The 24,097-nt window shown below is 63.3% G+C and carries 17 protein-coding genes and 5 tRNA genes; 14 read left to right on the plus strand and 8 right to left on the minus strand.

From position 1 onward, the window contains the following. Positions 1–127 precede the first annotated feature (127 nt). A complete protein-coding gene (locus tag JHD59_RS04380) occupies positions 128–1,405 on the plus strand; it encodes an O-acetylhomoserine aminocarboxypropyltransferase/cysteine synthase family protein (protein ID WP_199153299.1) in 1,278 nt (425 codons plus the stop codon). 48 nt (positions 1,406–1,453) lie between these two features. Here JHD59_RS04380 and JHD59_RS04385 read toward each other — a convergent pair whose 3' ends face one another. Next, a complete protein-coding gene (locus JHD59_RS04385) occupies positions 1,454–2,335 on the minus strand; it encodes a L,D-transpeptidase (RefSeq protein ID WP_103319484.1) in 882 nt (293 codons plus the stop codon). A 139-nt stretch (positions 2,336–2,474) separates the two neighbouring features. On the opposite strand from JHD59_RS04385, the gene rlmD reads away from it, so the two are divergent. The 5 genes from rlmD (at position 2,475) to JHD59_RS04410 (ending at position 7,847) form a co-directional block, all read left to right on the plus strand. Continuing rightward, positions 2,475–4,019 carry a 23S rRNA (uracil(1939)-C(5))-methyltransferase RlmD gene (rlmD, locus tag JHD59_RS04390; protein WP_199153300.1) on the plus strand — a complete coding sequence of 515 codons (1,545 nt, stop codon included), beginning with the start codon at positions 2,475–2,477 and terminating at the stop codon, positions 4,017–4,019. A gap of 286 nt (positions 4,020–4,305) precedes the next feature. Further along, positions 4,306–5,493, plus strand: a complete 1,188-nt coding sequence (locus JHD59_RS04395; RefSeq protein WP_103319488.1) for a NupC/NupG family nucleoside CNT transporter — start codon at positions 4,306–4,308, stop codon at positions 5,491–5,493. Positions 5,494–5,602: 109 nt separating this feature from the next. Continuing rightward, positions 5,603–6,229 carry a YecA family protein gene (locus JHD59_RS04400; protein ID WP_199153301.1) on the plus strand — a complete coding sequence of 209 codons (627 nt, stop codon included), beginning with the start codon at positions 5,603–5,605 and terminating at the stop codon, positions 6,227–6,229. Positions 6,230–6,343: 114 nt separating this feature from the next. Continuing rightward, positions 6,344–7,174, plus strand: a complete 831-nt coding sequence (locus JHD59_RS04405; RefSeq protein ID WP_199153302.1) for an undecaprenyl-diphosphate phosphatase — start codon at positions 6,344–6,346, stop codon at positions 7,172–7,174. Between the two features lie 202 nt (positions 7,175–7,376). Next, positions 7,377–7,847 carry an NUDIX hydrolase gene (locus JHD59_RS04410; protein WP_052246652.1) on the plus strand — a complete coding sequence of 157 codons (471 nt, stop codon included), beginning with the start codon at positions 7,377–7,379 and terminating at the stop codon, positions 7,845–7,847. A 65-nt stretch (positions 7,848–7,912) separates the two neighbouring features. Here the strand turns inward: JHD59_RS04410 and JHD59_RS04415 are convergent, their stop codons facing one another. The 3 genes from JHD59_RS04415 to folD all read right to left on the minus strand — a co-directional run bounded on the left by JHD59_RS04415 (position 7,913) and on the right by folD (position 10,402). Further along, the gene (locus tag JHD59_RS04415; protein WP_103319494.1) at positions 7,913–8,503 is read right to left on the minus strand and encodes a hypothetical protein; all 591 of its coding nucleotides are present in this window, start codon (positions 8,501–8,503) and stop codon (positions 7,913–7,915) included. Between the two features lie 7 nt (positions 8,504–8,510). Further along, positions 8,511–9,374: a formyltetrahydrofolate deformylase gene (gene purU, locus JHD59_RS04420; RefSeq protein WP_103319495.1), complete on the minus strand. Its 864-nt coding sequence runs from the start codon at positions 9,372–9,374 to the stop codon at positions 8,511–8,513. 176 nt (positions 9,375–9,550) lie between these two features. Beyond that, positions 9,551–10,402 (minus strand): bifunctional methylenetetrahydrofolate dehydrogenase/methenyltetrahydrofolate cyclohydrolase FolD, encoded by an 852-nt coding sequence (gene folD, locus JHD59_RS04425; RefSeq protein WP_103319497.1) that lies wholly within the window; start codon positions 10,400–10,402, stop codon positions 9,551–9,553. A 238-nt stretch (positions 10,403–10,640) separates the two neighbouring features. Here folD and JHD59_RS04430 point away from each other — a divergent pair. The 7 genes from JHD59_RS04430 to JHD59_RS04460 all read left to right on the plus strand — a co-directional run bounded on the left by JHD59_RS04430 (position 10,641) and on the right by JHD59_RS04460 (position 13,190). Then, positions 10,641–10,717: transfer RNA gene (locus tag JHD59_RS04430), tRNA-Pro, on the plus strand. A 23-nt stretch (positions 10,718–10,740) separates the two neighbouring features. Next, positions 10,741–10,817, plus strand: a tRNA-Arg gene (locus JHD59_RS04435). A gap of 26 nt (positions 10,818–10,843) precedes the next feature. Further along, positions 10,844–10,919 (plus strand) — tRNA-His (locus tag JHD59_RS04440). A gap of 46 nt (positions 10,920–10,965) precedes the next feature. Then, positions 10,966–11,041, plus strand: a tRNA-His gene (locus tag JHD59_RS04445). Between the two features lie 27 nt (positions 11,042–11,068). Next, a tRNA-His gene (locus JHD59_RS04450) sits at positions 11,069–11,144 on the plus strand. Positions 11,145–11,312: 168 nt separating this feature from the next. Continuing rightward, positions 11,313–11,987: a GntR family transcriptional regulator gene (locus JHD59_RS04455; protein ID WP_043622219.1), complete on the plus strand. Its 675-nt coding sequence runs from the start codon at positions 11,313–11,315 to the stop codon at positions 11,985–11,987. A gap of 363 nt (positions 11,988–12,350) precedes the next feature. Beyond that, a complete protein-coding gene (locus JHD59_RS04460) occupies positions 12,351–13,190 on the plus strand; it encodes a pirin family protein (protein ID WP_199153303.1) in 840 nt (279 codons plus the stop codon). Positions 13,191–13,255: 65 nt separating this feature from the next. Here JHD59_RS04460 and JHD59_RS04465 read toward each other — a convergent pair whose 3' ends face one another. Together JHD59_RS04465 and JHD59_RS04470 are read right to left on the minus strand one after the other, a co-directional pair. Beyond that, a complete protein-coding gene (locus tag JHD59_RS04465; RefSeq protein WP_199153304.1) occupies positions 13,256–18,154 on the minus strand; it encodes a hemagglutinin repeat-containing protein in 4,899 nt (1,632 codons plus the stop codon). 166 nt (positions 18,155–18,320) lie between these two features. Beyond that, positions 18,321–19,910, minus strand: coding sequence for a ShlB/FhaC/HecB family hemolysin secretion/activation protein (locus JHD59_RS04470; protein WP_199153305.1), 1,590 nt, complete (start codon positions 19,908–19,910; stop codon positions 18,321–18,323). A gap of 340 nt (positions 19,911–20,250) precedes the next feature. Between JHD59_RS04470 and JHD59_RS23190 the strand changes: the two genes are divergently transcribed. Then, complete coding sequence (locus JHD59_RS23190; RefSeq protein WP_103319039.1) at positions 20,251–21,570, plus strand: PAS domain-containing protein; 1,320 nt, start codon at positions 20,251–20,253, stop codon at positions 21,568–21,570. Between the two features lie 65 nt (positions 21,571–21,635). On the opposite strand, the gene alr is transcribed toward JHD59_RS23190, so the two are convergent. Then, positions 21,636–22,706, minus strand: a complete 1,071-nt coding sequence (gene alr, locus JHD59_RS04480; RefSeq protein ID WP_199153306.1) for an alanine racemase — start codon at positions 22,704–22,706, stop codon at positions 21,636–21,638. A gap of 4 nt (positions 22,707–22,710) precedes the next feature. Then, positions 22,711–24,078 carry a D-amino acid dehydrogenase gene (locus JHD59_RS04485; protein WP_368671525.1) on the minus strand — a complete coding sequence of 456 codons (1,368 nt, stop codon included), beginning with the start codon at positions 24,076–24,078 and terminating at the stop codon, positions 22,711–22,713. Between the last annotated feature and the right edge of the window lie 19 nt (positions 24,079–24,097).

Here is a 24,097-nt window from a genome sequence, read left to right on the forward strand (position 1 = left end):
GATGGCTCCATTTCCCATATTAAAAAATGCGATATGGAACCTGCCTTTTATTTCTTTGCGTTTGAAATACTTTGCGGATAAGTTCGAGCGGATCGCCATTGATATTGACTAAGCGGAGGAGTGCCCCATGAAGCTGGAAACGCTTGCTGTCCACGCCGGCTACAGCCCGGACCCGACAACCAAGGCAGTAGCCGTGCCGCTGTACCAGACCACCAGCTACGCTTTCGACAGCACCCAGCATGGGGCGGACCTGTTCGACCTCAAGGTGCAGGGCAATATCTACACCCGCATCATGAACCCCACCACCGACGTGCTGGAAAAGCGAGTGGCGGCGCTGGAGGGCGGCATCGGCGCGCTGGCGGTGGCTTCCGGCATGGCCGCCATCACCTACGCCATCCAGACCATCGCCGAGGCCGGCGACAACATCATCGCCACCCGCACGCTGTATGGCGGCACTTACAATCTGTTCGCCCATACCTTCCCGCAGTTCGGCATCGAGGTGCGCTTCGTCGATTACCAGGACCCGGCCGCCATCGCCGGCCTGGTGGATGCGCGCACCAAGGCGGTGTTCTGCGAATCCATCGGCAATCCGCTGGGTAATGTGGTGGACTTCGCCGCTTTCGCCGCCGAGGCCCACCGCCACGGCCTGCCGCTGATCGTCGACAACACCGTGCCCTCGCCGTATCTGTGCCGGCCGTTCGAACACGGCGCCGACATCGTGGTGCACAGCCTGACCAAATATCTGGGCGGCCACGGCAACAGCATAGGCGGCATCATCGTCGATTCCGGCAAATTCCCCTGGGGCCAGCACGCCCAGCGCTTTGTCCGCCTCAATACCCCCGACGTCAGCTACCACGGCGTCAATTACGTGGAGGCGCTGGGGCCGGCAGCCTACATCGCCCGCGCCCGCGTGGTGCCGCTGCGCAACACCGGCGCGGCGATCTCGCCGTTCAACGCTTTCCTGATCCTGCAAGGCATCGAAACCCTGGCCCTGCGCATGGACCGCATTACCGAAAACGCGTTGAAAGTGGCCACCTTCCTGCAGGAAAACGCGGCGGTGGAGTGGGTGGAGTACGCCGGCCTGCCGAACAGCCCGAGCAAGCCGCTGGTGGACCGCTACCTGGGCGGCCGCGCCTCCGGCATCCTGTCCTTCGGCATCCGTGGCGGCGCGGAAGCCGGCGGCCGCTTCATCGACGCGCTGCAGCTGGTGACGCGGCTGGTGAATATCGGCGACGCCAAGTCGCTGGCCTGCCACCCGGCCACCACCACCCACCGCCAGCTGTCGCCGGAGGAGCAATTGCAGGCCGGCGTGCGGCCGGAGCTGGTGCGGCTGTCCATCGGCATCGAGCATATCGACGATATCCTGGCAGACATCGGCCAGGCGCTGAGGGCCGCCGCGCTTTGAAATTGAAAAGGGCCGCAACAGCGGCCCCTTCATGGACAATCTTACCTCTTACCCCGCCTTGGCGGCGGCATGTCCGCGCTGGCTGATCGGCGCGCCGGATTCATGCGAGGCCGGCCCGTCGGTGGCCGGCAAGGGCTGCGGCAGGCTCATCCGGGACAACCAGGGCAGCGCCGTCAGCTTGCCGCTGATCTGCGCCTTGGCGCTCTTGCAACTGATGCAGACCGGCTTGCCGCTGCGCTGCTTCAGCGCCTCGTCCACCCGCTGGCCGTACAAGGCGATCTGATGCTGATGCTGCCAGGCCAGCAAGGTATCCGCCAGATACGGCATCGACGGGTCGTCCTGCTTGTAGTGATTGCGGTAGACGGTGAGCCACAGCTGGCCGGTTTCGTCCTCGTTCAGCAGAATGGTCTGGTAGGCCACGGTGACGGCATCGCCGCGGCTGACGGTATTGGCCAGCGAAAGCGCGTCATCGTTCTTCATGCGCACACAGCCATGGCTGCGGAAACCGGGCACCGAGGCCGGCGCATTGGTGCCGTGAAAACCCAAGCCCAGCTTGCTCTCGCCGAAGCGGACGAATACCGGGCCGAGCGGATTGTCCGGCCCCGGCGGCACTACGGTCTGAACCGGCTTGCCGTTGCGCTTCATCTCGTCCTGGATGGACTTGGGCACATGCCAGCTGGGGTCGCGATAAATACCGGTGATGTCGAAACTGCCGATGGGCGTTTGCGTCAACATCTTGCCGACGGCCACCGGGAAAATCCGCTCCAGTTTGCCATCCTGGTACAGGAACAGCCGCGCCTGCGGCAGATTCAGCACCAGGTGCCGGCCGGCCGGATTGATCTGAACATCCGGCTCGGGCATCACCGCCGCCGCAGCGGCCGGAAACGCCGACAAACAACCCAGCGCCAGCAGCGTCAACCACTTGCACATACTGCTCATTCCATTGCTTTGAATCATTCCGCAGATTCTAACAGAAAGCGTTTGCGCAACGCGTTTGTAAAAAAACCAGCACGGATTGCCGATTTTTGAGAAAATCCGCGCCTTACCGTTTGATTTTGCAAGCAAGACGATGACGCACCCACAGACGATTGCCCTGGTCGAGTCGCTGGATCACGAAGGCCGGGGGGTCTCCCACGTTGACGGCAAAACCATCTTCATCGATGGCGCGCTGCCTTACGAAAAGGTTATCTACAGCAGCTACCGCAAGAAGCCGAGCTACGAAAACGCCAATACCAGCGCGGTATTGAAGGAAAGCTTCATGCGCGCCGATCCGCGCTGTCCGCATTACGGCGTATGCGGCGGCTGCTCGATGCAGCACGTAGAGTTCAGCGCCCAGGTGGCGATCAAGCAGCGCGTGCTGGAAGACAATCTCAAGCGCATCGGCAAGGTCAAGTCCGAACGCATTCTCACCCCCATTGCCGGACCGGCCTGGCACTACCGTCATCGCGCCCGACTGTCCGCCCGCATGGTGGCCAAGAAGGGCGGCGTGCTGGTGGGCTTCCACGAGAAAAGCTCCAGCTACATTGCCGAAATGCGCGAGTGCCACATCCTGCCCAAGCACATCTCCGACCTGATCATGCCGCTGCGCGAAATGATCGCCACGCTGTCGATCAAGCAGCGCATGCCACAGGTGGAAGTGGCCGTTGGCGACAAGCTGGACATCCTGGTGTTCCGCAATATGGACGACATCACCGATGCCGACTTCGCCATCCTGAAGGCCTTCTCCGACGAGCACGGCTCGGCGGAACGCCCGCTGCAGATCTGGCTGCAGCCCAAGGGCCCGGACACCTGCTACCCGATCTACCCGCTGGATGCGCCCAAGCTGACTTACAGCATGCCGGAATACGCGGTGGAGATGCCGTACTACCCCACCGAATTCACCCAGGTGAACCCGCAGATCAACGCGGTGATGGTGGCGCGCGCGCTGAAGTTCCTGGACCCGCAGCCGGGCGAGCGCATCGCCGACATGTTCTGCGGCATCGGCAACTTCACGCTGCCCATCGCCCGCTCCGGCGCCATTGTCCACGGCATGGAAGGCAGCCAGGCGCTGGTCAAGCGCGCGGTGGAAAACGCCACCCACAATCAACTGCAGGATCGCGTCAGCTACGAGATGGCCAACCTGTTCGAAGTGACCGAGGAATCGTTCGCGGCGCTGGGCCATTTCGACAAGATGCTGGTGGACCCGCCGCGCGACGGCGCCGTGCAGCTGCTCAAGGCCATCACCGAAGAAACCGCGCCCAAGCGCATCGTTTATGTGTCCTGTAACCCGGCCACTCTGGCGCGCGACGCCGGCGTGCTGGTGCACACCAAGGGCTACACGCTGAAGGCCGCCGGCATCATCAATATGTTCCCGCACACCGCGCACGTCGAATCCGTGGCCTGGTTCGAAAAAACCAGCCCGTGCAAGACGCGCAAGGAAGTCGAGGCGATTGAGGCTGCCGAAGCCGCGGAACGCGAGGCCGCCCGCGCCGCGCGCCAGGCCGAGGAAGACGCCGAAAAGGCGCGCAAGGCTCAGGAAATGGCCGAGAAGGCCGCCGCCAAGGAAGCCCGCCGCGCGCATTACTTCGCAGAAAAGGCTCGCCGCGAGAGCGAATCCCATCCGTCTGAAGCGTAATGACAAGCCCGGTTTTGACCTTTGAGTCAAACCGGGCTAAATTCTCTTCACATAAAGACAGATTGTTTGATCTAAAGAAAAGTTTTTATCGCGACTTCAGCGCATTGTGCACACACCGAAACCGCCACCCATCGGTCATGGCGGCAAGGCGTGGCGCTACCCCGGCTTTGCGAAGCCGACCCGCACCGCCAATAAGAATGGGCATCCGCCGGCGCGCTTTTAGCCGGACCCATGCCTTGCTCGTAACTCGCCCCCGGCAACGGGAAACCCTAAAGCGACACTTATCATGCATATCGTTCAATTTCTGATCGGCCTCCTTGTGGTGCTGGCCCTGACGCAACTGGTCGCCCGCGACCGGAAGAACATCAAGATCCGCTCCGTCCTGCAGCTGCTGGTTGTCGAGATCGCCTTGGCCTTCTTCCTGCTCAACACGACCTATGGCCTGGCCATCGTCGGCAGCATTTCCGGCGTTTTCACCAAATTGATGGAATTTGCCGGCGAAGGCACCAACTTCGCCTTCGGCGGCATCCTGAACAAGGGTGAGTTCAGCTTCTTCCTGATGGTGCTGATGCCTATCGTGTTCATTTCGGTATTGATCGGCATCCTGCAGCACATCCGCGTTCTGCCGGTGGTGATCCGCGCCGTCGGCTTCGTGCTGTCCAAGGTCAGCGGCATGGGCAAGATCGAATCGTTCAACGCCATCAGCTCGATGATGGTGGGCCAGTCCGAGAACTTCATCGCCTACAAGAACATCATCCATACCTTTGACGAAAAGCGCATGTACACGCTGGCCGCCACCGCCATGTCCACCGTGTCCATGTCCATCGTCGGCTCCTACATGCAGATGATAGAGCCGCGCTTCGTGGTGACCGCGCTGGTGCTGAATCTGTTCAGCACCTTCGTCGTGCTGTCGCTGATCAACCCCTACGACACCGCCCTCGGCGATGACGAGCTGATCAGCAGCGACGCCCACCGCGTGTCCTTCTTCGAAATGCTGGGCGAATACATCCTGACCGGCTTCAAGATCGCCGTGATCGTGGCCGCCATGCTGGTCGGCTTCATCGCGCTGATCTCCTGCGTCAACTTCATCTTCACCTCGATCTTCGGCATCAACTTCCAGACCATGCTGGGTTATGTGTTCTGGCCGTTCGCCTGGCTGATGGGCGTGCCGACGCACGAAACGCTGACCGCCAGCAGCATCATGGCGACCAAGCTGGTGACCAACGAGTTCGTCGCCATGCTGGAGCTGAAGAACCAGGCCGCCCACCTGTCCGACTACACCCGCGGCGTGCTGTCCATTTTCCTGGTGTCCTTCGCCAACTTCAGCTCCATCGGCATCATCGCCGGCGCGGTGAAGGGCCTGAACGAGGAACGCGGCAATATGGTGTCCCGTTTCGGCCTGAAGCTGGTCTACGGCTCCTCGCTGGTGAGCATCCTGTCCGCGCTGATCGCCGGCCTGGTGCTGGCCTCCTGAGCCAAACCGCCAGCCTGTCCCGAACATCCCGCCGCCCGCTCTTGCGGGCGGTTTTGTTTTGTCCTCCCCTGCCGCATAATGGCAGCCTGATCCACTAGGAAAGTCCGCCATGCCGCATCAAGCGCTCAGCGAGCAAGACTATCAACGCCTGTCCGCCACCCTGTCCCGCTTCGTCGACCAGGGGTGCATGAATCTGGAACAGCTGGACGGCTTCTTCGCCGCGCTGCTGGCCGGCCCGGAAGCCATCCGCCCGGCGGAATGCCTGCCGCTGATCCTGGGCGACGCCTTCGACGACGAATCGGCCTTTCCCAGCGAAAAAACGCTGGAACAGTTCGTGACGCTTCTGCGCGGCCACTGGCAGGACATCGCCGAGGCGCTGAACGGCGGCGAATTCCAGCCCTGGCTGGATGCCGGCGCCGATGGCGAAGTCCGCGGCAACGACTGGTGCGAAGGCTTTGTCGCCGGCATGGAATTGCTGAACGAAGACTGGGGCATGCTGTTCGATTCCCCGGACAGCGCGCCGCTCCTGGAACCCATCATGGCCCTGGGTTTTGAACGCCACCCGGATGCGGACATGCGCCCGTTCGTGGACGGCATTTCCAGCGAGGTCCGCGCCGAACTGCTGGCCGCCATCTCGCCCTCCGTGCACGGCATCCATGACTTCTTCGCCGGCATCCGCCGCCAGCTGGAACAGGAAGAACAGGAATCGGACCCGCACCCCAGGCACAAGCATTGAAAGCCGGGTAAACCTGCGGCCACGCCGCCGCGTTTAGCATAGACTGACCGTCACCAGGCGAGCCGGCCACTGTTCACGCGCCGGCAGCCGCAGTCCATTTCCAAGGGGTAATCCATGAATCCAATCGAAGCCTTGCTGTTTGCCGTGATCCAGGGCGTCAGCGAACTGTTTCCCGTCAGCAGCCTGGGGCACGGCGTCCTGATCCCGGACTGGCTGCACTGGTCGATCAACCGCACCAGTCCGGACTTCCTGCCATTCATGGTGATGCTGCACTTGGGCACCGCCGCCGCGCTGCTGATCTACTTCCGCCGCGACTGGATAGAACTCATCGGCGGCTGGCTCAGGGCGGGCGGCCGCGCCAGCAATCCTGAAGCGCGCCTGATGTGGCTTGTGATCGCCGGCACCATCCCCGCCGGCCTGCTGGGCCTCTTGCTGGAAAAACAGCTGCGCGCGCTGTTCACCAGCACCACCGCCGTGCTGATCTTCCTGGCCCTGAACGGCCTGCTGCTGCTGCTGGGCGACCGGCTGAAAAAGAAAACCGCCTCGCACGACCTATCCAAACTGAGCGTTGCCGGCGCGATCAAGATCGGCGCCGGCCAGGCGCTGGCGCTGCTGCCTGGCTTCTCCCGCTCCGGGGCCACCCTGGTGACCGGCCTGGCCCACGGCCTGGACTACGCCTCGTCCGCCCGTTTCTCCTTCCTGCTGGCCACCCCCATCATTACCGCGGCCGGCATCCTGGAAATCCCCAAGCTGGCGCACAAGGGCCACGGTTCTGCCGAATGGGGCCTGCTGCTGGCCTGCGGCGCGGTAGCCGGCCTGTGCGCCTATGCCAGCACCTGGTTCCTGATGCGCTACTTCAAGAAGACCGAGATAGAGTCGCTGCGGCCCTTCGGCTTCTACTGCCTGCTGGTCGGCATCGGCGGCCTGCTGGCAAAAGCGCTGTAAAGCGCTGGACTTACGTCGTCAATCCTATAGAATTGCAATAGACAGTAATTCTACTTATTGAAACCCGGTTTCCTCCGGGCTAAAGCCTTCATGGCAGCCGCCGGCCCTGCTCTACGCGCGTGGAGCACAACCGGCGGTTTTCTTGGAATCACTGATCTCACACAGGAGGCGACAGACCTCGTACATCAATATTTTCGGAAGAATGAGTGTATTGGAAGATCGTAAAAATGACCGCCTGCCCGATGATTTGGCCAGGCGCGCTACCGCCATCATCGAACTCCCCGACGGCGTGCTCGTCACCGCCAGCCGCGGCGGCCGCTACAACTTGCCGGGCGGCAAAGCCAACCGAGGCGAGCTTCGCTCGCAGGCGCTGATCCGCGAAGTACGCGAGGAAACCGGGCTGCGCATCAACTCGATGCTTTACCTGTTCGACCACATCACCCCGTTCAATGCGCACAAGGTCTACCTGTGCATCGCGCAGGGCCAACCCAAACCGCAGAACGAGATCGAACGCATCGCCTTGGTATCATCGCCGGACACCGATATGGATCTGTTCGTCGAAGGCCGCGCCATCCTGCGCCGCTACGCCCGTCTGCGCAACGAGGAAACCGCCAAAGGCCAGGCCTTGCGCGCCATGCTGGGCTTGGCGCGTTACATCGCCAAGGTGGATTAAAGCCATCGGGAAAACAAAAAGGACACGCTTGAGCGTGTCCTTTTTTCTTGCCTGCCCGCCGCGGCTTACTTGGCTATCGCCGCCGCGCCGGAGCTCGCGGCGCCCTTCTCCTGCATCATCGCCACCATGTCGGCCGGCAGATCCACCCAGCCAGCGGTATTGGCCAAGGACAGCGTCGCCGCCAGCAGCACCAGGGCCAGCGGCGCGAACAGCACCACGCCCGCCAGCACCCGCAGCTTGGACACCCCCGACACTTGTGACAAGGCATTCACCAGCACCACCATGCCCAGCAGCGACAATAGCATGTCGGCGCCGGCCGCCACATCGTCCGGCAGCCAGCTGGTCAACGGCTCGATGAATTGCAGGCCGCTGGCCACCACCACCAGGCCAAACAGCGACCCCGCCAGCTCGGCCTTGCCCAGCCGGAGCCAGAAGCCGATGAAGCGGGTGAAGAACACCGTCTCCAGCCAGGTGAACGCCACCATGAAGCCGATGCGGCCGGCGACATTGCCGCCCAGCTCCGTGGTATCGCCGCTGGCGATCACCCCCAGCAGCGTCAGCAGCAGCGCCGGCTGCCACCACGGATACTGATAGGCGGCCAGCGGCTTCACCCGCAAGCGCAACAGGTCGAACAAATCATCGATCAGCACGCGCATGGCCGGCTCAATCGAAAACCACGGTCTTGTTGCTGTAGGACAGCACGCGATTGTCCAGATGCCAGCGCACGGCGCGCGACAGCACCACTTTTTCCAGATCGCGGCCCTTCTCCACCAGGTCCTCCACCGTGTCGCGGTGCGAGATGCGGGTCACTTCCTGCTCGATGATCGGGCCTTCGTCCAGATCCTCGGTCACATAGTGGCTGGTGGCGCCGATCAGCTTGACGCCGCGGGCGAAGGCGCGATGGTAAGGCTTGGCGCCATCAAAGGCCGGCAGGAAGCTGTGATGGATGTTGATGACGCGGTCCGGGTAGCGAGTGACGAATTCGCCGGACAGGATCTGCATATAGCGCGCCAGCACGATGAAATCGACGCCGGCCTCTTCCAGCAGGCGGAACTGCTCGGCCTCGGCCTCCGCCTTGTTGTCCTTGGTCACCTTGATCACGTGGAACGGAATGCCGTTGAACTCCACCAGGCGGCGGCAGGTTTCGTGATTGGAAATGACCAGCGGAATATCGCAATCCAGCTCGCCGATGCGCCAGCGGTGCATCAGGTCCACCAGACAATGCTCATACTGCGACACGAAGATGGCCATGCGCGGCTTGCGGGCCGACAGCGACACCTTCCAATTCATGCCATGCTCGTCGGCGATGGGCTGGAACGCCGCGGCGAAACTGTCCATCGGCAGGGTGAAGCCGTCCAGATCCCACTGCACCCGCATCAGGAACAGGTTTTCGCTGGTATCCTGATGCTGGTCCGCGTGCATGATGTTGGCGTTATAGGTCATCAGGAAATTGGCGATGGCCGCAACCAGGCCCTTTTTGTCCGGCGCGCTGATCAGCAGCGTGGCCGAGTGTTTCTCGTGACTCATTCAGTAAACCCGTGATCAATCTGTAAATTAGTTTTACGTAATACTAAAACAGCCGCGCGCGGCTGTCTGCAACTCTCGCGCCAGCTTGGCGGCGAAAAACAAAATCGCCACAGCCCGGCTGCACCGGCCGCTGTGGCGAGCATGCTCAGAACCGCCGCATGGGCGGCGGATAAGGCTCAGGCATTCAGATTGGCGGAATCCAGCGTATTCTGCAAGAGGGTGGCGATGGTCATCGGCCCCACGCCGCCCGGCACCGGCGTAATGAAGCCGGCGCGCTCGCGCGCGGCGTCAAACTCCACGTCGCCGCACAGTTTGCCGGTGTCCAGACGGTTGATGCCGACATCGATCACCACCGCGCCCGGCTTGACCCATTCGCCCTTGACGAAGTTGGGGATGCCCACGCCCACCACCAGGATGTCCGCGCTGGCCACTTCTGCGGCCAGATTCTGCGTGGCGCTGTGGCAGACGGTGACGGTGGCGCGCGCCATCAGCATTTCCAGCGCTTGCGGCCGGCCCACGATATTGGAGGCACCGACGATCACCGCTTTCTTGCCTTTGGGATCGATGCCGTATTCTTCCAGCAGCGTCATCACGCCGCGCGGGGTGCATGGCCGCATCAGCGGCATCTTGATCGCCAGGCGGCCGACATTATACGGGTGGAATCCATCCACATCCTTTTTCGGATCAATACGTTCAATCACCGTTTGCGGATCGATCTGTTTCGGCAGCGGCAGCTGCACCAGTATTCCATCCACGCCGGCATCGGCATTCAACTCGTCGATTATCTCCAGCAATTGCTGCTGGCTGGTTTCGGCCGGCAATTCATACGATACCGAACGCACGCCGGCTTTTTCGCAAGCGCGCTTCTTGCCGCCCACATATACTGCCGAAGCCGGATCATCCCCCACCAGCACCACGGCCAGCGCCGGCGCGCGCTTGCCTTGCGCCAGACGCGTTTCCACGCCCACGCGTACCTTCTCAACCAGCCGTTCCGCTACTGCCTTGCCATCGATCAATTGTGCCGACATGCCTGAATCCCATATTGATGCAGATAAATAACGGGCGCTATTGTCGCATTATTTGCGCAGCGCAGTAAGAGCGGTTCCGCGGTTTATTTTTCTTAAGATCAAGATAAATAAAGAGAAAAATCCAGACAGAATCCGCAAGCCGGAAAACAGCGGCAAATACTCCCCGCAAACCCGCTAAATTATTTGCACAAAGCCGTTGACAGGCCTCGGCCTCATCCGTATAGTTGCGGTCTCTGTTCGGGGCGTAGCGCAGCCTGGTAGCGCACCTGATTTGGGATCAGGGGGTCGCGAGTTCGAATCCCGCCGCCCCGACCAGACACAACAAGCAGCCCGATAGAGCGCCCGTAGCTCAACCGGATAGAGCACCAGCCTTCTAAGCTGGGGGTTACAGGTTCGATTCCTGTCGGGCGCGCCAAGCTTGCTTGATTGCAGTACCCAGTGGTGGATATAGCTCAGTTGGTAGAGTCCCGGATTGTGATTCCGGTTGTCGTGGGTTCGAGTCCCATTATCCACCCCACAATTTTCCTGATTGCGGCCCAGCCGTGGTCTAAGCCGTATCGGCGGTGGATGTAGCTCAGTTGGTAGAGTCCCGGATTGTGATTCCGGTTGTCGTGGGTTCGAGTCCCATCATCCACCCCAAAGATTTCGGCCATCGCGTCACCAGCGGTGGATGTAGCTCAGTTGGTAGAGTCCCGGATTGTGATTCCGGTTGTCGTGGGTTCGAGTCCCATCATCCACCCCAGAAATTCAAAGCCCGACGGATCCGTCGGGCTTTTTTTCATGCCCTCCTCCGCAAATTACAGATTCGCGACAAAAATATTCAAGTTAGATGCTTGCCGGAACAGGGAAGCTCCGTATAATCGAATACATTTGCATGTATCCGATTGACTGACAGATAACGACACCCACCATGACCACCCTGCAGCCGATCAAGCGCCAGACGCTTACCAGTGCCGTCACCGAATCTCTGCGCCGCCGCATTCTGTCGGGCGAATTCGCTGACGGCCAACAATTGCGCCAAGAGGCGCTGTCCCACGAATACGGCGTCAGCCGTGTGCCGGTGCGCGAGGCGCTGCGCCAGCTGGAGGCGGAGGGACTGATCCAGATCATCGACCACAAGGGCGCCCTGGTGTCCAAGCTGTCGCTGGAAGACATTCTGGAGCTGCTGGAAGTGCGAGCCATGCTGGAATGCTCGCTGCTGAAAGCCGCCATCTCCTGTCAAAGCGCGGCGGACCTGGACGCCGCCCAGCAGACGCTGCGCGAATTCGAAGTGGCGCTGAACAACAACGATGTGCGCCACTGGGGCGAGATCAACTCCCGCTTCCATCTGGCCCTGTACCGCGCCGCGCGCCGCCCCAATACCCTGGCGCTGATCGAGCAGCTGCACAACAAGACCGACCGCTATACCCGGATGCAGATCCTGTTCACCCGCACCATGGAGCGGGCCCACGAGGAACATACCCGCCTGCTGGAACTGTGCCGCCAAGGCAAGGCGGACGAGGCTGCCGAGTTCCTGCGCTTCCACATTCTGTCCGCCGGCCATGCGCTGGAAAGCTATCTGAAGGGCCAGCAGGCCAATCACTGACCGCCGCCGCACGGCGCAAAGGCTCATCCTGCGCCAGCCATAGCGCGGCCTTGCGCACCGCGCCGGCTTGCCGGCGGCCGTCGGTCACGCGGCTCGATGCCGCGCGCAGCGGCAAACCCACGCCCATCGCTTGCGCAGCCGCGCCATCGCCGCCAACCGATACCGGCTGCGATGCCGCCCCTCCGCCGCCCAGGCAACACTGCCCTCCTCCACAACGGCTTGCCGTGCAGCCATTGCTGCCAGATGAGTCCTTGGCAGCCTAAAGCATCTAATTTTCCGATCATTAACCACTAAATTTTGCGCTTTTTAATCTATTTTCCCACCAGGAAAATGGCAGCATCAACCTCGGAACAGGAGATGGCCATGCCCGCCCTCAGCAGAAAAGTCGAACAACTGGTCAACGGCCGCGAAGTCTCAGACGGCGCCGGCGTGCGCTTGCAGCGGGTGCTGAGCCAATCGCTGCAACGGCGGCTTGACCCGTTCCTGATGCTGGATGAGTTCCGCTCCGACAACCCGGACGATTACATCGCCGGCTTCCCCAGCCACCCGCACCGCGGCTTTGAAACCGTGACCTATATGCTGGATGGCCGCATGCGCCACCGCGACAACGCCGGCAACGAAGGCCTGCTCGGCCCGGGCGGCATGCAATGGATGACGGCTGGACGCGGCATCGTTCACTCGGAAATCCCGGAACAGCAGGATGGGCTGATGCACGGCTTCCAGCTGTGGATCAATTTGCCGGCCGCCAACAAGATGGCCGCGCCAAGCTACCGCGACATCCCGGCAGCGGATATCCCGCAATGGCAAGACGCGGACGGCAACACCTTGAAGCTGCTGGCGGGCCGCTTCGACGGCCGACAGGGCGCGATCGAGCGCCCGGTGACCGACCCGCTATACCTGGACATCGCGCTGCGCCCAGGCAACCGCCTATGGCTGCCGCTGCCATCCGGCCACCACGCCTTCCTGTATCTTTACCAGGGGGCGGTACAGGTGGCGGACAGCGTGATGGGAGAGCGCCAGCTCGCCGTGCTGGACAATGACGGAGATGGCGTCGAGCTGCTCAACGGCAGCGCGGAAAGCCGCTTGCTGGTATTGGCAGCCAGACCGCTGAACGAGCCCATCGTGCAATGGGGACCGTTCGTGATGAATACACGCCAGGAAATCGAGCAGGCGATGGAGGATTACAGCGAAGGCCGGTTCTGATCCGCGCCACGAAAAACGGCAGCCACAGGCTGCCGTTTTTGATTGCGCAAGGCGGAACGCCCTGCTCAAGTGCCCGACTTCACCTCGCCGGTCACCGTCTGCTTCTGATTGTCGATATCGACATGCATCAGCGGCGCCTTGCCGGAAGTCACGTCCTTGACCGCCTGCTGGATGATGGCCGCCGGCGTGCCGTCCAGCTTGACGCCGCCGGTGCCGGTGTAGCTGCTGGTCTGGATATTGGCGGTCTCCACCTTGGCATCGCCCAGGCTCACCTTGCCGGCGCTGGAATCGATCTGGCCACCGGTCAGTTGCACCTTGCCGCCCACCGCCAGGTTGACGCCCTGATCGCCGCTGATCGCGCTGACCGTACCCACGCCATTATCGGACTTGACGCTGACGTCGATCACGGCGGACACCTGGGTGCCCTTGTCCTGCGGGTTCAGCAGCTTGTCCTTCAAGGTGTTGCCGCCTTTGCGCAAGGCGCTGTCCACCACGCCGGATTTGGCCTCGCCGCTGGTCGGCTGCGCCGGCAGCGTCACGCTGCCGCCGTTCGCATCCTTGCTGAACGGCACCGGCTGGGTGGTGTCTTCCTTCAGGCCGTTCTTGAAGGCGAAGCTGTTGTACTTGTCTTCCACCTTGTCGGCCGCGGTGTTCACCGCGTCGGTCGCCTTTTCCTTCACCTTGCCGGACAGCGGGCCGGTCAGATTGGCCGCCTGATCCACCAGGCTGGGGTTCTTGGCGTTGGAACTATTGACGTTCAGGCCCACCTCGACATGATTGCTGTTGTTGCGGTCCTGCTGGCTCTGCACCACCACATTGCCGCCGATGCTGCCATCCACCTTGCCGGCGTTGATGTTGCCGCCGGCCAGCGTCAATTGACCATCGGCCTTCAAATTGACCTGATCGCCCTTGATGGCGGCGTTGGCGTTGGTCAGCTTGTCCTGCTGATCGACTTTGACATCGAAGCCGCCGTTCGCCTGATAGGTCTTGCTCGCGCCATCGGCCTTAGGCTGGCCGTTTTCCTTGGCCACGCTGTTGCCTGCCCCGCCGCCCAGATTGGCATTGGCGCTCCAGTCATTCTTCTGGCTGCCATTCTGCGCCGATTGCAGGCTGATGCCGCCATTGTCGGCGCTCACGTTGACCGTTTTGCCGGTCAACTGGCTGCCCTGCAGCGCAACCGCGTTGTTGCCGGTGGCGCCGCTGCTGACGCTCAAGGCGCCGCCGCTTGTCACCTGCGCGCCGGACTGAGCGGTGTTGGCTTCATTCTGGCTGGACAGCTGCACGCCGCCGCCCACATTGAAGCCCTTGGCCGACGCATCCTTGCCATTGCTGTTGTTGCCGCCGGCGTTGACGCTGAAGCCCCAGCCGCTGCCGGTTTTGCTGTCGCTGCCATTGGCCGCCTGCAGGCTCACCTTGCCGTCGGACTGCAGCTTGATGTCGCCGCCGCTGGCGAGGCTGCCGCCCTGCACGGTCAAGCCATTGCCGGATGTCAGCGCGATGCCGCCGGCCGACTGCACCGAGCCGGTCACCGCCTGGCTGCTGGCTGCCTGGCTCTGCTGGTTGTTGACCGCCAGATTGCCGCTGCCGCCGAGTTTATTGCCGCCATCGATCGGGCTGGTGCTGATGGTCAAACCCGCCGCGCCGCCCACCGTATGCTGTTGGCTGCTGCTGGTATTGTCAGCCTGGGTCAGGGCGAGCTTGCCGCCAGTCTGGATACTGGACTGGCCGCTGCCGCCGTTGATGGCCGCGCCCTGGTAGCTCGCATCATTGTTCACCTTGATGCTCACGCCGCTGGCGGACTGGATGGAGCCGGTCACCGCGTTGCTGGACGCGCTCTGGCTGCTGCTGTAGCTGCCCTGGCCGCTGCCCTTGACGTTGATGTCCTCGCCTGTCGTGGTGTAAACACGCACCGTGGCGCCGCCTTCGCTGCTCTGGCTGCCCTGGCTCTGGGTATTGGCCGCCGCCGTCATCTGGTGGCTGTCCGCGCTGATGCTGACTGGGCCTTGCGTCGCCTGGTACTGGGTGGCCTGATCCTTCAGCGCGCCGCCGGCAGTCACATTGACCGACGCCCCGGCAATGCTGGTGGCCTGCGCGGTGCTGCTCTGGCTTTGCGATTTGCCGCTGCCGCCCGTGGCGCTGACGTCCACGCCCAGATTGGCAGCGCCGAGATTGGCCGCCTGGCCGGCCGCGCCGGCCACATCGCCCTTGGCCACGCTGCCGCCTGCATTGGCTATGGGACGGGTGATGCCGCTGTAATCGACATTGACGCCGACATCCACGCCCCAATGGCTGCTGGTCTGCTGGGTCGATTGTTGATTGACGGCCGCTTGGTTGCTGACGTCGCCCGCGGCGATATTCACCGCGCCGCCGGACTTGATCTGGCTGCCCTGGTTCTGCACGCCGCCCATGCCGTTGCCGGCGGTGATGTCCAGCTTGCCGCCGGTCTTCACTTCGGTCGCCTGGGCGGTGCTGCCGTCGCTGACGGCGCGGTTGCTGTTCTGGCCGAACTCGATGCCGGCGCCGGCCTTGTCCAGCCCGCCGGTCAGGTACAGGCCGCCGCCGGTCACGGTGGTGGCCTTGTCGCTGTGACTCGTGTTCTGCGCCGCGTTCAGGCTGACGTTCTGGCCGGCGAGGCTGGCGTCGCCTGCGCTCTCCAGCTTGGACCCCGTCACCGTCAGATCATTGCCGGCCGCCAGCTTGACGCTGCCGCCGGACAGCTGCGAGCAGCTTTGGCTGGTCTGGTCCAGTTGCTGGTCCGTGCTGGTATGTTCCAGCCGCACGCCGCCGCGGTATTGCTTGTCGCCGGTTTCGGCGCCGACGCCGCGCAGCGCCAATTGGGTGTCGCTGGATTGGCTATGGGTTTCGGATGCCTGGCTCGCCACCTTGATGTCGCCCACCGCCTGGATGTCCAGCGCCTGCGCGGCCTTGAGCAGGCTGCCCGTCACCGCCACGTCGCCGGCGGAGATCAGCTGCAGATCGGCATCGGACTTCAACGCCGAACCGACCGCCGTTTGCTGACTGCTGCTGCCCTTGCTGGAGCTGCTGGTGATATTGAACGCGGTGCCGGTGCGCTGGTCGGTATCGGTCTGCGTCAGATCCAGCGCGCTGTCGATCACCACGCCGCCGGACTGGGTCTTGGCGTATGCGCCCTGCGCGCCCTTGGCCTGGCTGCCGTTGATGGCGATGCCGGCGTCGCCGTTGATGAACAGCTTGCCGCCGGCATTCACCGCGCTGCCGGTATTGAGGGTGGCGCTATTGCTGTTGTTCTGGTTGCCGCCTCCGCCGATGCCGCCCCAGTAGGTCTTGCCGTTCTGCACGCTGCTGCTGTTGGCGCTGGTTTGCGTCGCCAGCGTGGCTTTGCCCTGGGCGGACAGGATGGCGTCGCCGCCGGATTGCAGAATGGCGGCCTGGCCGTTGATGTCGCCGCTGGCGCTCACGCCCAGCGCGTTGCCGGCGCGCAATTGCGCCTGCACCAAGCGCTGCTGCGAGCTGCTGTTGTTCCAGCTGCCGGTTTCCAGCGCCGCGCCGTCGTTCTTGCGATTGCCGACGTCGCTGCTGGTATCGGTTTCGGTCAACGCAGACAATTGAACGCCGCCCACGGCGTTCAGTTTGAGATTGTTGCCGGCCTGCACGCTGGCGCCGGCGATGACGATGTCGCCGCCGGTGCTGGAGATGTCCGCGTCGTGGCCGGCCTTGATGCGCGCCACCGATTGCTCCTGAGTGGCGCTGCTCTTGTCCTGGTTGAATGCCCAGGAATTCTTCCAGGCGTGATCACTGCTGCTGGCGCTGCTTTGCGCCAGCTGGCCGTCCAGATTGACGCTGGCGGCGGACAGTTTGACGTCCTGGCCCTGGATGTCGGCCGCGCCGACATGGGCGTTGCCGCTGGCGCTAATCGACACATTGTCGCCCTGCAGAGACGCGCGCTTGACGCTGGCGTCGGTCTTGCTGGACGTGCTGTTGCTCTCGCCGGTCTTCCAGATGAACCAGCTTTCGTCATGCTTGCTGTCGTTGCTGGTTTCGCTGTCCACCCGGCCGGAGATGTCCACGCTGGCACCGTTCAACGCCAACTGCTTGCCCTTGAGCTGGGCCGCCTGCACCGCCAGCGCGCCGGCTGAGTTGACCGTCAGTTCGTCGCCGCCGGACAGATTGCCGCCGACATTGACGCCGGCGCCGGCCGCGGTGCTGACGATATTGATCCGGCCCGCCTGCATGGCGCCCAGGAAATAGCTGTCCAGCTTGCCCACGCCGTCCGGCGCGGCGGCGGTGGCAGTGATCTGGCCGCTAGCGTAATCGACGGTATTGAAGCCGGCGCGGACGCGGATGGCGTCGTTTGCGGAAACATTGCCGCGGATATCGAGACGCGGCGCAATCAGGTCCAGCACGTTGACGCCGGACGCGCCGCCGCCATTGATGCTGAGCGCGTTGCCGTTATTGGCCGCCTGCAGTGAAGAGATGGCGCCGTTTTGCAGATTGGCGGTGCCCACCACCAGGGAGGCGCGGGGGATGTTGATGAAGCCGCAGCCGTTGCAGGCGATGCCGTTGGGGTTGGCCAGCACATAGTCGGCCGCCTTGCCGAAGACTTCCTGCTTGCCCAACAGCAAGGACGGGTTGCGGCTGACCACCTCGTTCAGGATCACGCTGGCCTGGTTGCCGCCAAGCTGGGCATTGGCGCCCAGTTGGCCCGCCAACTGCGACTGGCCGGCCTGCAAGGCGTTGTTGAACACCGCGCCCGGCTTGCCGACATTGAAGTCTTGGTACTGGTTGACCGACACCCCGCCGGCCGTCGGCGCGGTGATGTTGATCACCTGCGCGCCATTGCCGGCAGTGGAAACCTGCGGCTGCTGGCCATTGCCGCCGGCGGCCACGATGCCGCCAGCCTGAACCACATCGGCCAGCACGAAGGCCAGCGTCAGCGCCGCGGCGATTTTGCCGCTCACGGACAAATCGAATCTGCTTTTTTTCATCATAATCCCCTCGAATCCAGGTTCGTCGGCCCTCTTGACGTGGCCTGCGACCAAATAAAACAAGTGTTTAGTTTAGAATCTAAGGGGTTTTTTAAATCAAATCAATCGAAACACAATTTTACAATATTATTTCAATTATTTTCCGCGCATTTACAACACTTTGCCCTCACCACTGCCACGCCAGCCGCGCAAACAGGATGTGCCCTTCCGGCAACCAGCCCTGCGGCTGGCGCAGCGGGCGGCTGTAATCCAGATCCAGCGTCAGGCCGCCCCGCGTCAGCGCCATCCCGATATCCGCGCCGGCGATGTCCTGCCAGGTCTCGTTGCCGCCGCGCTGCAATACCCGGCCGCCATCCAAACCCAGCCGTGGCGTGACGGCGAAGGCGCCAAGCTGCCAACGCCGCGACAAGGTATTGCGCCAGTACCAGCCGGTTTCGGCAGGCAAGGCATTATTGCGGAAACCGCGCACCGCGCTGCTGTCGGCGATATCCAGCTGCTCGACGCCGGGCAGCCGGTCGCGACTGGCTTGGCCGGAAAGGCTGGATTGCAGCTGGAACGGCCCGCCCGGCCAGGCGATGGTCTGCAGCCAATTAACGCTGAGGCGCAGCTTGAGAAACTGCGGATCAGGCGTGCCGGGGAAACGCGTGTCCTGCGCATCCGCGCCCATCCAGCGCGTGCCGCGCTGCAAGCCGCCCTCCAGTTGCAACACGCCGCCCGACAGCACCGTCATCCTCGACAGCCCGGCCTCCAGCACGGTCAGACTGGGGCTGCTGACTGGAATCTCGGCATCCTGCAGATAGTTGCGCACCCGCTTTTGCGTCAATTGCAGGTCCGCGGTCAGGATATGCCCCTGGTCGCGCGTCAGCACGCGGTCCAGCCGCAAGCCGCTCTGCACGGTGGAGCCGGACAGTTGCACCGCGCTATACGCCAGCTGCAAGGGGTTCAAATAATCGGAGCGGCTGGCGAAAGCGCTGGCCGTCCAGTAGCCATAAGGCAGCGAATAGAATAGTGACTCGCTGCGGCTGTGCCGCAGCGCGGGATTTTCCGTGGTGGTCTGCGCCGACAGGCTGAGGAAGTCGGACCAACCGGTGACATTGTCCCAGCCCAGGTTGGCGCCGGCCTGGATGCGCCCGGTGGACGCCCGCCCGGTATTGTCCAGCGTCAGCCCGCCCGCCAGGCGCGAATCCGGCTGATTGTGCAACTGCAAGATGGAATCTCCTATGCCGTCGCCGGGCAGCACATCCACCGTCGCGTGATTGGAGCGCAGCCGGTTGGCCTGATCCAAGCCCTGGTCCAGATCATGCACATTCAGCGGCTTGCCCTGCATGCCGGGGAACAGATTGCCGGGCCGCAACGCGGCATCGTCGCTGCGAATCGCCGCCACCCGCCCCTCCACCGCGCGCAGCGTCAGCACGCCATTCGCGTTCGGCCCCTCGGCCAACACCCGCGCGGCGATATAGCCTTTGTCGAGGTAAAGCGCGGTCAACGCGCGGCTGAAGCGGTTCAACTCGCCGACGTCCAGGCAATCACCCTGGGGCAGTCCCAGCGCGGCAACTTCCTCATGCGTCAACAAGGTGATGCCCGCCAGGCGCAAACCCATCACCGGCAGGCAAGCCTCGCCGGCCGCCACGGGTTGCCTGGCGGTTTCCGCCGCGCTGCCGCCGCCTTGCAACTGGCGCAGCTTTTGCTGCCGGATCAAATCGTCGAATTGTCGGCTGGAGTCCTGCAGCAAACGCCGGGCATCGTCATCCCCCATTCGCAAATCCGGGGGCAAGGGATGGGTTTCCGCTCGTAGCGGGCCGGCGCAACATAGCAAGCCGAAAAATATCCAAGAGTGTTTCATCACGCGGAGTCGATTCCGATTCCGCGCCGGAGCGGCCGGCGCGGACATTGCGAAAGATTCAAGGTCATCTATCAGCGCCTCTGACAGATGACAGTAGGTATTTTTGTTAAACCGGCATCATATATCGAAATAGCACCTGCCACGCCATACGCCGCAGCAAGTGATTGTGATGGTCGCAAGTAGTTATACCTAATTCCACATTCATGACGTCCGGCTATGCTGAAAATCTGAACAGCGCATCAGGGGGAATGCCATGTGGTTTGCCGGAAACAAGATGATCAACCAGTTGGATGCCGCCGCCGAAGCCGTACTGCGCGGAGAATCGGCCAGATGGCAGATTCACGGCGATGAGCGCTGGCGCGCTCTGGGAGAAAAACTGTCGCGCGTATGGGAGCAACGCGACCGGCAAATCAACGAAGCCGACGCGGAACGCCAGGCCGCCGACCGCCAGCTGACGCAACTGCAGGACGCGTTGCGCCGGGCCGAGGAACAACTGACGCTGCTCAGCGTCCGTTTCGACCTGGTCAACCGCGCGGCCAGCGAGGGGCTGTGGGACATGTCGGTAGTGGCCGGCGACCCGCTCAACCCCAACAATGTGTTCTGGTGGTCGCAAACGTTCCGCGCGCTGCTGGGCTTCAACGACCAGCGCGATTTTCCGGACGTGCTGGGCAGCTGGGCCGGCCGCCTCCACCCCGACGACCGCGAACGCGTGCTGGACGCCTTCGGCGCGCACCTGAGCGACCGCAGCGGCATGACGCCGTACGACATCGAATACCGGCTGCAATGCAAGAACGGCGAATACCGCTGGTTCCGCGCCCGCGGCGCCACGCTGCGCGACGACAAGGGCGTGCCCTTGCGTGTGGCCGGGTCATTGGCCGACATCACGGAATGGCGCGCGCAGCAGTTGCAATTGGAGCGGACCATGACCCGCTTCGAACTGGGCAGCGCCATGCTGGCCGAGGGGCTGTGGGACATGGAAGTGGACCCCGCCAATCCGGTCAGCGGCAACAACGCCTTCTGGTGGTCGCCGCAGTTCCGCCAGTTGCTCGGCTTCAGCACCGAGCAGGATTTTCCGAACGTGCTGGAGAGCTGGTCCAATCGTTTGCATCCCGAAGACAAGCAAGGCGTGCTGAACGCCTTCGCCGCCCATTTGAGCGACCGCAGCGGCCAGACGCCGTATGATCTCGAATACCGGCTGCAATGCAAGAACGGCGAATACCACTGGTTCCGCGCCCGCGGCCAGACCCGGCGCGCACCGGACGGCACGCCGCTGCGCGTGGTCGGCGCGCTGATCGACATCGACGCGGAAAAGCGCTCCGCCGCGCTGGACAGCGAAAGCCAGCAGCGGCAGCAACTGGAAAAGAGCCTGTCCGAGATCGGCGCCATCGTCAGCACCATCCAGTCCATCGCCGACCAGACCAATCTCTTGGCGCTGAACGCCGCGATCGAAGCGGCGCGCGCCGGCGAGACCGGCCGCGGCTTCGCCGTGGTGGCGGACGAAGTGCGCAAGCTGGCCGAGCGCACGCGCGATGCGACGCAGCGGGTAGAAAAACTGGTCATACAGAAAAACTGAACGTTAGGTTGCAAAACAACAGCCCGGCTAATGCCGGGCTGTTGTTTTTGGCGGCCGCGCATGTTTCAGCGGTAATCGAAATGCGCCCGCTTGACGTTGCACAGGGGCTCGTAGCCTATGGTGCCGGCGTGGGCGGCCACCTCGTTGACCGAGACCACATCGCCCCACAACTCTACCTCGCTGCCGATGCCGGTTTCAGGCAGATCGGTCAGATCCACCGTCAGCATGTCCATCGACACCCGGCCGATCAAGCGAGAACGTTGGCCGTCTATCAGCACCGGGCTGCCGCTGGAGGCGCGGCGCGGGTAGCCGTCGGCGTAGCCGCAGGCTACCAGGCCGACGCGGGTAGGCCGGTCGGTGACGAAGTTGTCGCCGTAACCTATCGGCTCGCCGGCGGCCAACTCGCGCACGCCGAAGACCCGGCTGCTGAAACGCATCACCGGACGCAAGTCGGCAGCATCTTCGAAGCCGGCCGGCAGCGGCGTCACGCCGTAAAGCGCGATGCCGACGCGGCCCCAGTTGCGTTGCGCGCGCGGGTGGCACAGGATGCCGGCCGAGTTGGCCACCGACTCGTCACCCGGCGGCAACCCGCGAACAACGGCGTCGAAACGCTCCAGCTGCGCCGCGGTCATCGGCAGCTCCGGCTCGTCGGCGCGGGCAAAGTGGGTCATCTTGGTGATCGTGCCCGCCTTGCCGCTGGCCTCCAGCCGGCGCCAGGCCGCGTGATAGGCTTCCGGCAGAAAGCCTTCTCTATGCATGCCGGAGTCCAGCATCAGCCAGACGTTGAACGGCTTCTGCGGCGCGGATTGTTCGATCATCCGCAGCTGCTCCTCGCTGGTCACCGCCAGCCACAGCTGGTGCTCGTCCACCGCCTTCAGCTCCTCGGCTTCGAACACGCCTTCCAACAACAGGATGGGGTGGGCGATGCCGGCCGCGCGCAGCTCCAGAGCCTCTTCCAGACAGGCGACGGCAAAGCCGTCGGCGATGTCGGCCAGCGCCTGGGCGCAGCGCACCGCGCCGTGGCCATAGGCATTGGCTTTCAAGACGGCCAGCGTCCTGTCGCCATGCGCGGCGCGAGCCACTTGGTAGTTATGCCGCAGATTGTCCAGCCGTATCGTCGCGATCAGGGGACGCATCGCCTCACGCCCCTTGTACCGACGGGCGCATCACCGGCACCACCAGCGTTTCGCCCTGCTTGGCGTAGCGCTGCATGGACAGGCCATCGATGCTGATTTCCGGCTTGACGCCGGTGATGATGTCGGCCAGCACCTTGCCGGAGCCGGCGCTCATGGTCCAGCCCAGCGTGCCGTGGCCGGTATTCAGGGACAGGTTGGCGTAGCGGGTGCCGCCGACGATGGGCGTGCCGTCCGGCGTCATCGGGCGCAGGCCGGTCCAGAACGTGCCGGCCGGGATGTCGCCGCCGTTCGGGTACAAATCGCCCACTACCATTTCCAGCGTCTGGCGGCGGCGCGGGTTCAATTCCAGATTGTAGCCGGACAGCTCAGCCATGCCGCCGACGCGGATGCGATTGTCGAAGCGGGTGATCGCCACCTTGTAGGTTTCGTCCAGGATGGTGGACACCGGCGCGGCGGCCGGATTCGTGATCGGCACCGTCAAGGAATAGCCCTTGACCGGGTACACCGGGATGTCGATGCCCAGGGTTTGCACCAGATCGCGCGAGTAGCTGCCCATCGCCACCACGTAATGGTCGGCGGTCAGGGTCTCGTCGCCGACACGCACCCCGGTGATGCGCTTGCCATCGTTCAGGATGGCGTCCACCGTCACGCCGAAGCGGAATGCCACGCCCTTGGCGCGAGCCAGTTCGGCTAGGCGGCTGGTGAACAGATTGCAGTCCCCGGTTTCATCATTGGGCAACTGCAGGCCGCCGGTCAGCTTGTGCTTGACCGCCGCCAGCGCCGGCTCGACGCGGGCGCAGCCGTCCGGATCCAGCACATTGAAGTCCACGCCGCACTCGCGCAGCACGGCGATGTCCTTGGCCATGCCGTCGACTTGGGCCTGGCTGCGGAACAACTGCAGCGTGCCGCCCTGGCGGCCTTCATAATCCAGGCCGGTCTCGGCGCGCAGCTCCTTGATCTTGTCGCGGCTGTACTCGGCCAGGCGCATCATGCGGCTCTTATTCACCGCATAGGATTTTTCATTGCAATTGGCCAGCATCTTGGCGATCCACTGCAGCTGGTACAGGCTGCCGTCCGGGCTGATGGCCAGCGGCGCATGGCGCTGGAACATCCACTTGATCGCCTTCAGCGGAATGCCGGGCGCCGCCCAAGGCGCGGAGTAGCCGGGCGAGATCTGGCCGGCGTTGCCGAAACTGGTTTCCAACGCCACGCCATCCTGGCGCTCCAGCACCGTCACCTGACAGCCGGCCTTGGCCAGATACCACGCAGTCGATACGCCCAGAACGCCGCCACCCAGCACGATTACCTTCATGATTCCCTCTCCGTTTGTAGCCATGTCACTACAGCTAGTGAATTCCGCTAGTATATTCATTGATATCTGGTTTTTTTCA

This window comes from Chromobacterium sp. ASV23 (assembly GCF_016428945.1).
GTDB classification, from domain to species: Bacteria; Pseudomonadota; Gammaproteobacteria; order Burkholderiales; family Chromobacteriaceae; genus Chromobacterium; species Chromobacterium sinusclupearum.

Coding starts and splice junctions, on each gene's coding strand:
- JHD59_RS04410 (WP_052246652.1), top strand. CDS start 7,377: ATGAGTGTATTGGAAGATCGTAAAAATGACCGCCTGCCCGATGATTTG.
- JHD59_RS04470 (WP_199153305.1), bottom strand. CDS start 19,910: ATGGGGGATGACGATGCCCGGCGTTTGCTGCAGGACTCCAGCCGACAA.
- purU (WP_103319495.1), bottom strand. CDS start 9,374: ATGAGTCACGAGAAACACTCGGCCACGCTGCTGATCAGCGCGCCGGAC.
- folD (WP_103319497.1), bottom strand. CDS start 10,402: ATGTCGGCACAATTGATCGATGGCAAGGCAGTAGCGGAACGGCTGGTT.
- JHD59_RS04415 (WP_103319494.1), bottom strand. CDS start 8,503: ATGCGCGTGCTGATCGATGATTTGTTCGACCTGTTGCGCTTGCGGGTG.
- JHD59_RS04455 (WP_043622219.1), top strand. CDS start 11,313: ATGACCACCCTGCAGCCGATCAAGCGCCAGACGCTTACCAGTGCCGTC.
- rlmD (WP_199153300.1), top strand. CDS start 2,475: ATGACGCACCCACAGACGATTGCCCTGGTCGAGTCGCTGGATCACGAA.
- alr (WP_199153306.1), bottom strand. CDS start 22,706: ATGCGTCCCCTGATCGCGACGATACGGCTGGACAATCTGCGGCATAAC.
- JHD59_RS04380 (WP_199153299.1), top strand. CDS start 128: ATGAAGCTGGAAACGCTTGCTGTCCACGCCGGCTACAGCCCGGACCCG.
- JHD59_RS04465 (WP_199153304.1), bottom strand. CDS start 18,154: ATGAAAAAAAGCAGATTCGATTTGTCCGTGAGCGGCAAAATCGCCGCG.
- JHD59_RS04405 (WP_199153302.1), top strand. CDS start 6,344: ATGAATCCAATCGAAGCCTTGCTGTTTGCCGTGATCCAGGGCGTCAGC.
- JHD59_RS04485 (WP_368671525.1), bottom strand. CDS start 24,078: ATGAATATACTAGCGGAATTCACTAGCTGTAGTGACATGGCTACAAAC.
- JHD59_RS23190 (WP_103319039.1), top strand. CDS start 20,251: ATGTGGTTTGCCGGAAACAAGATGATCAACCAGTTGGATGCCGCCGCC.
- JHD59_RS04385 (WP_103319484.1), bottom strand. CDS start 2,335: ATGTGCAAGTGGTTGACGCTGCTGGCGCTGGGTTGTTTGTCGGCGTTT.
- JHD59_RS04400 (WP_199153301.1), top strand. CDS start 5,603: ATGCCGCATCAAGCGCTCAGCGAGCAAGACTATCAACGCCTGTCCGCC.
- JHD59_RS04395 (WP_103319488.1), top strand. CDS start 4,306: ATGCATATCGTTCAATTTCTGATCGGCCTCCTTGTGGTGCTGGCCCTG.
- JHD59_RS04460 (WP_199153303.1), top strand. CDS start 12,351: ATGCCCGCCCTCAGCAGAAAAGTCGAACAACTGGTCAACGGCCGCGAA.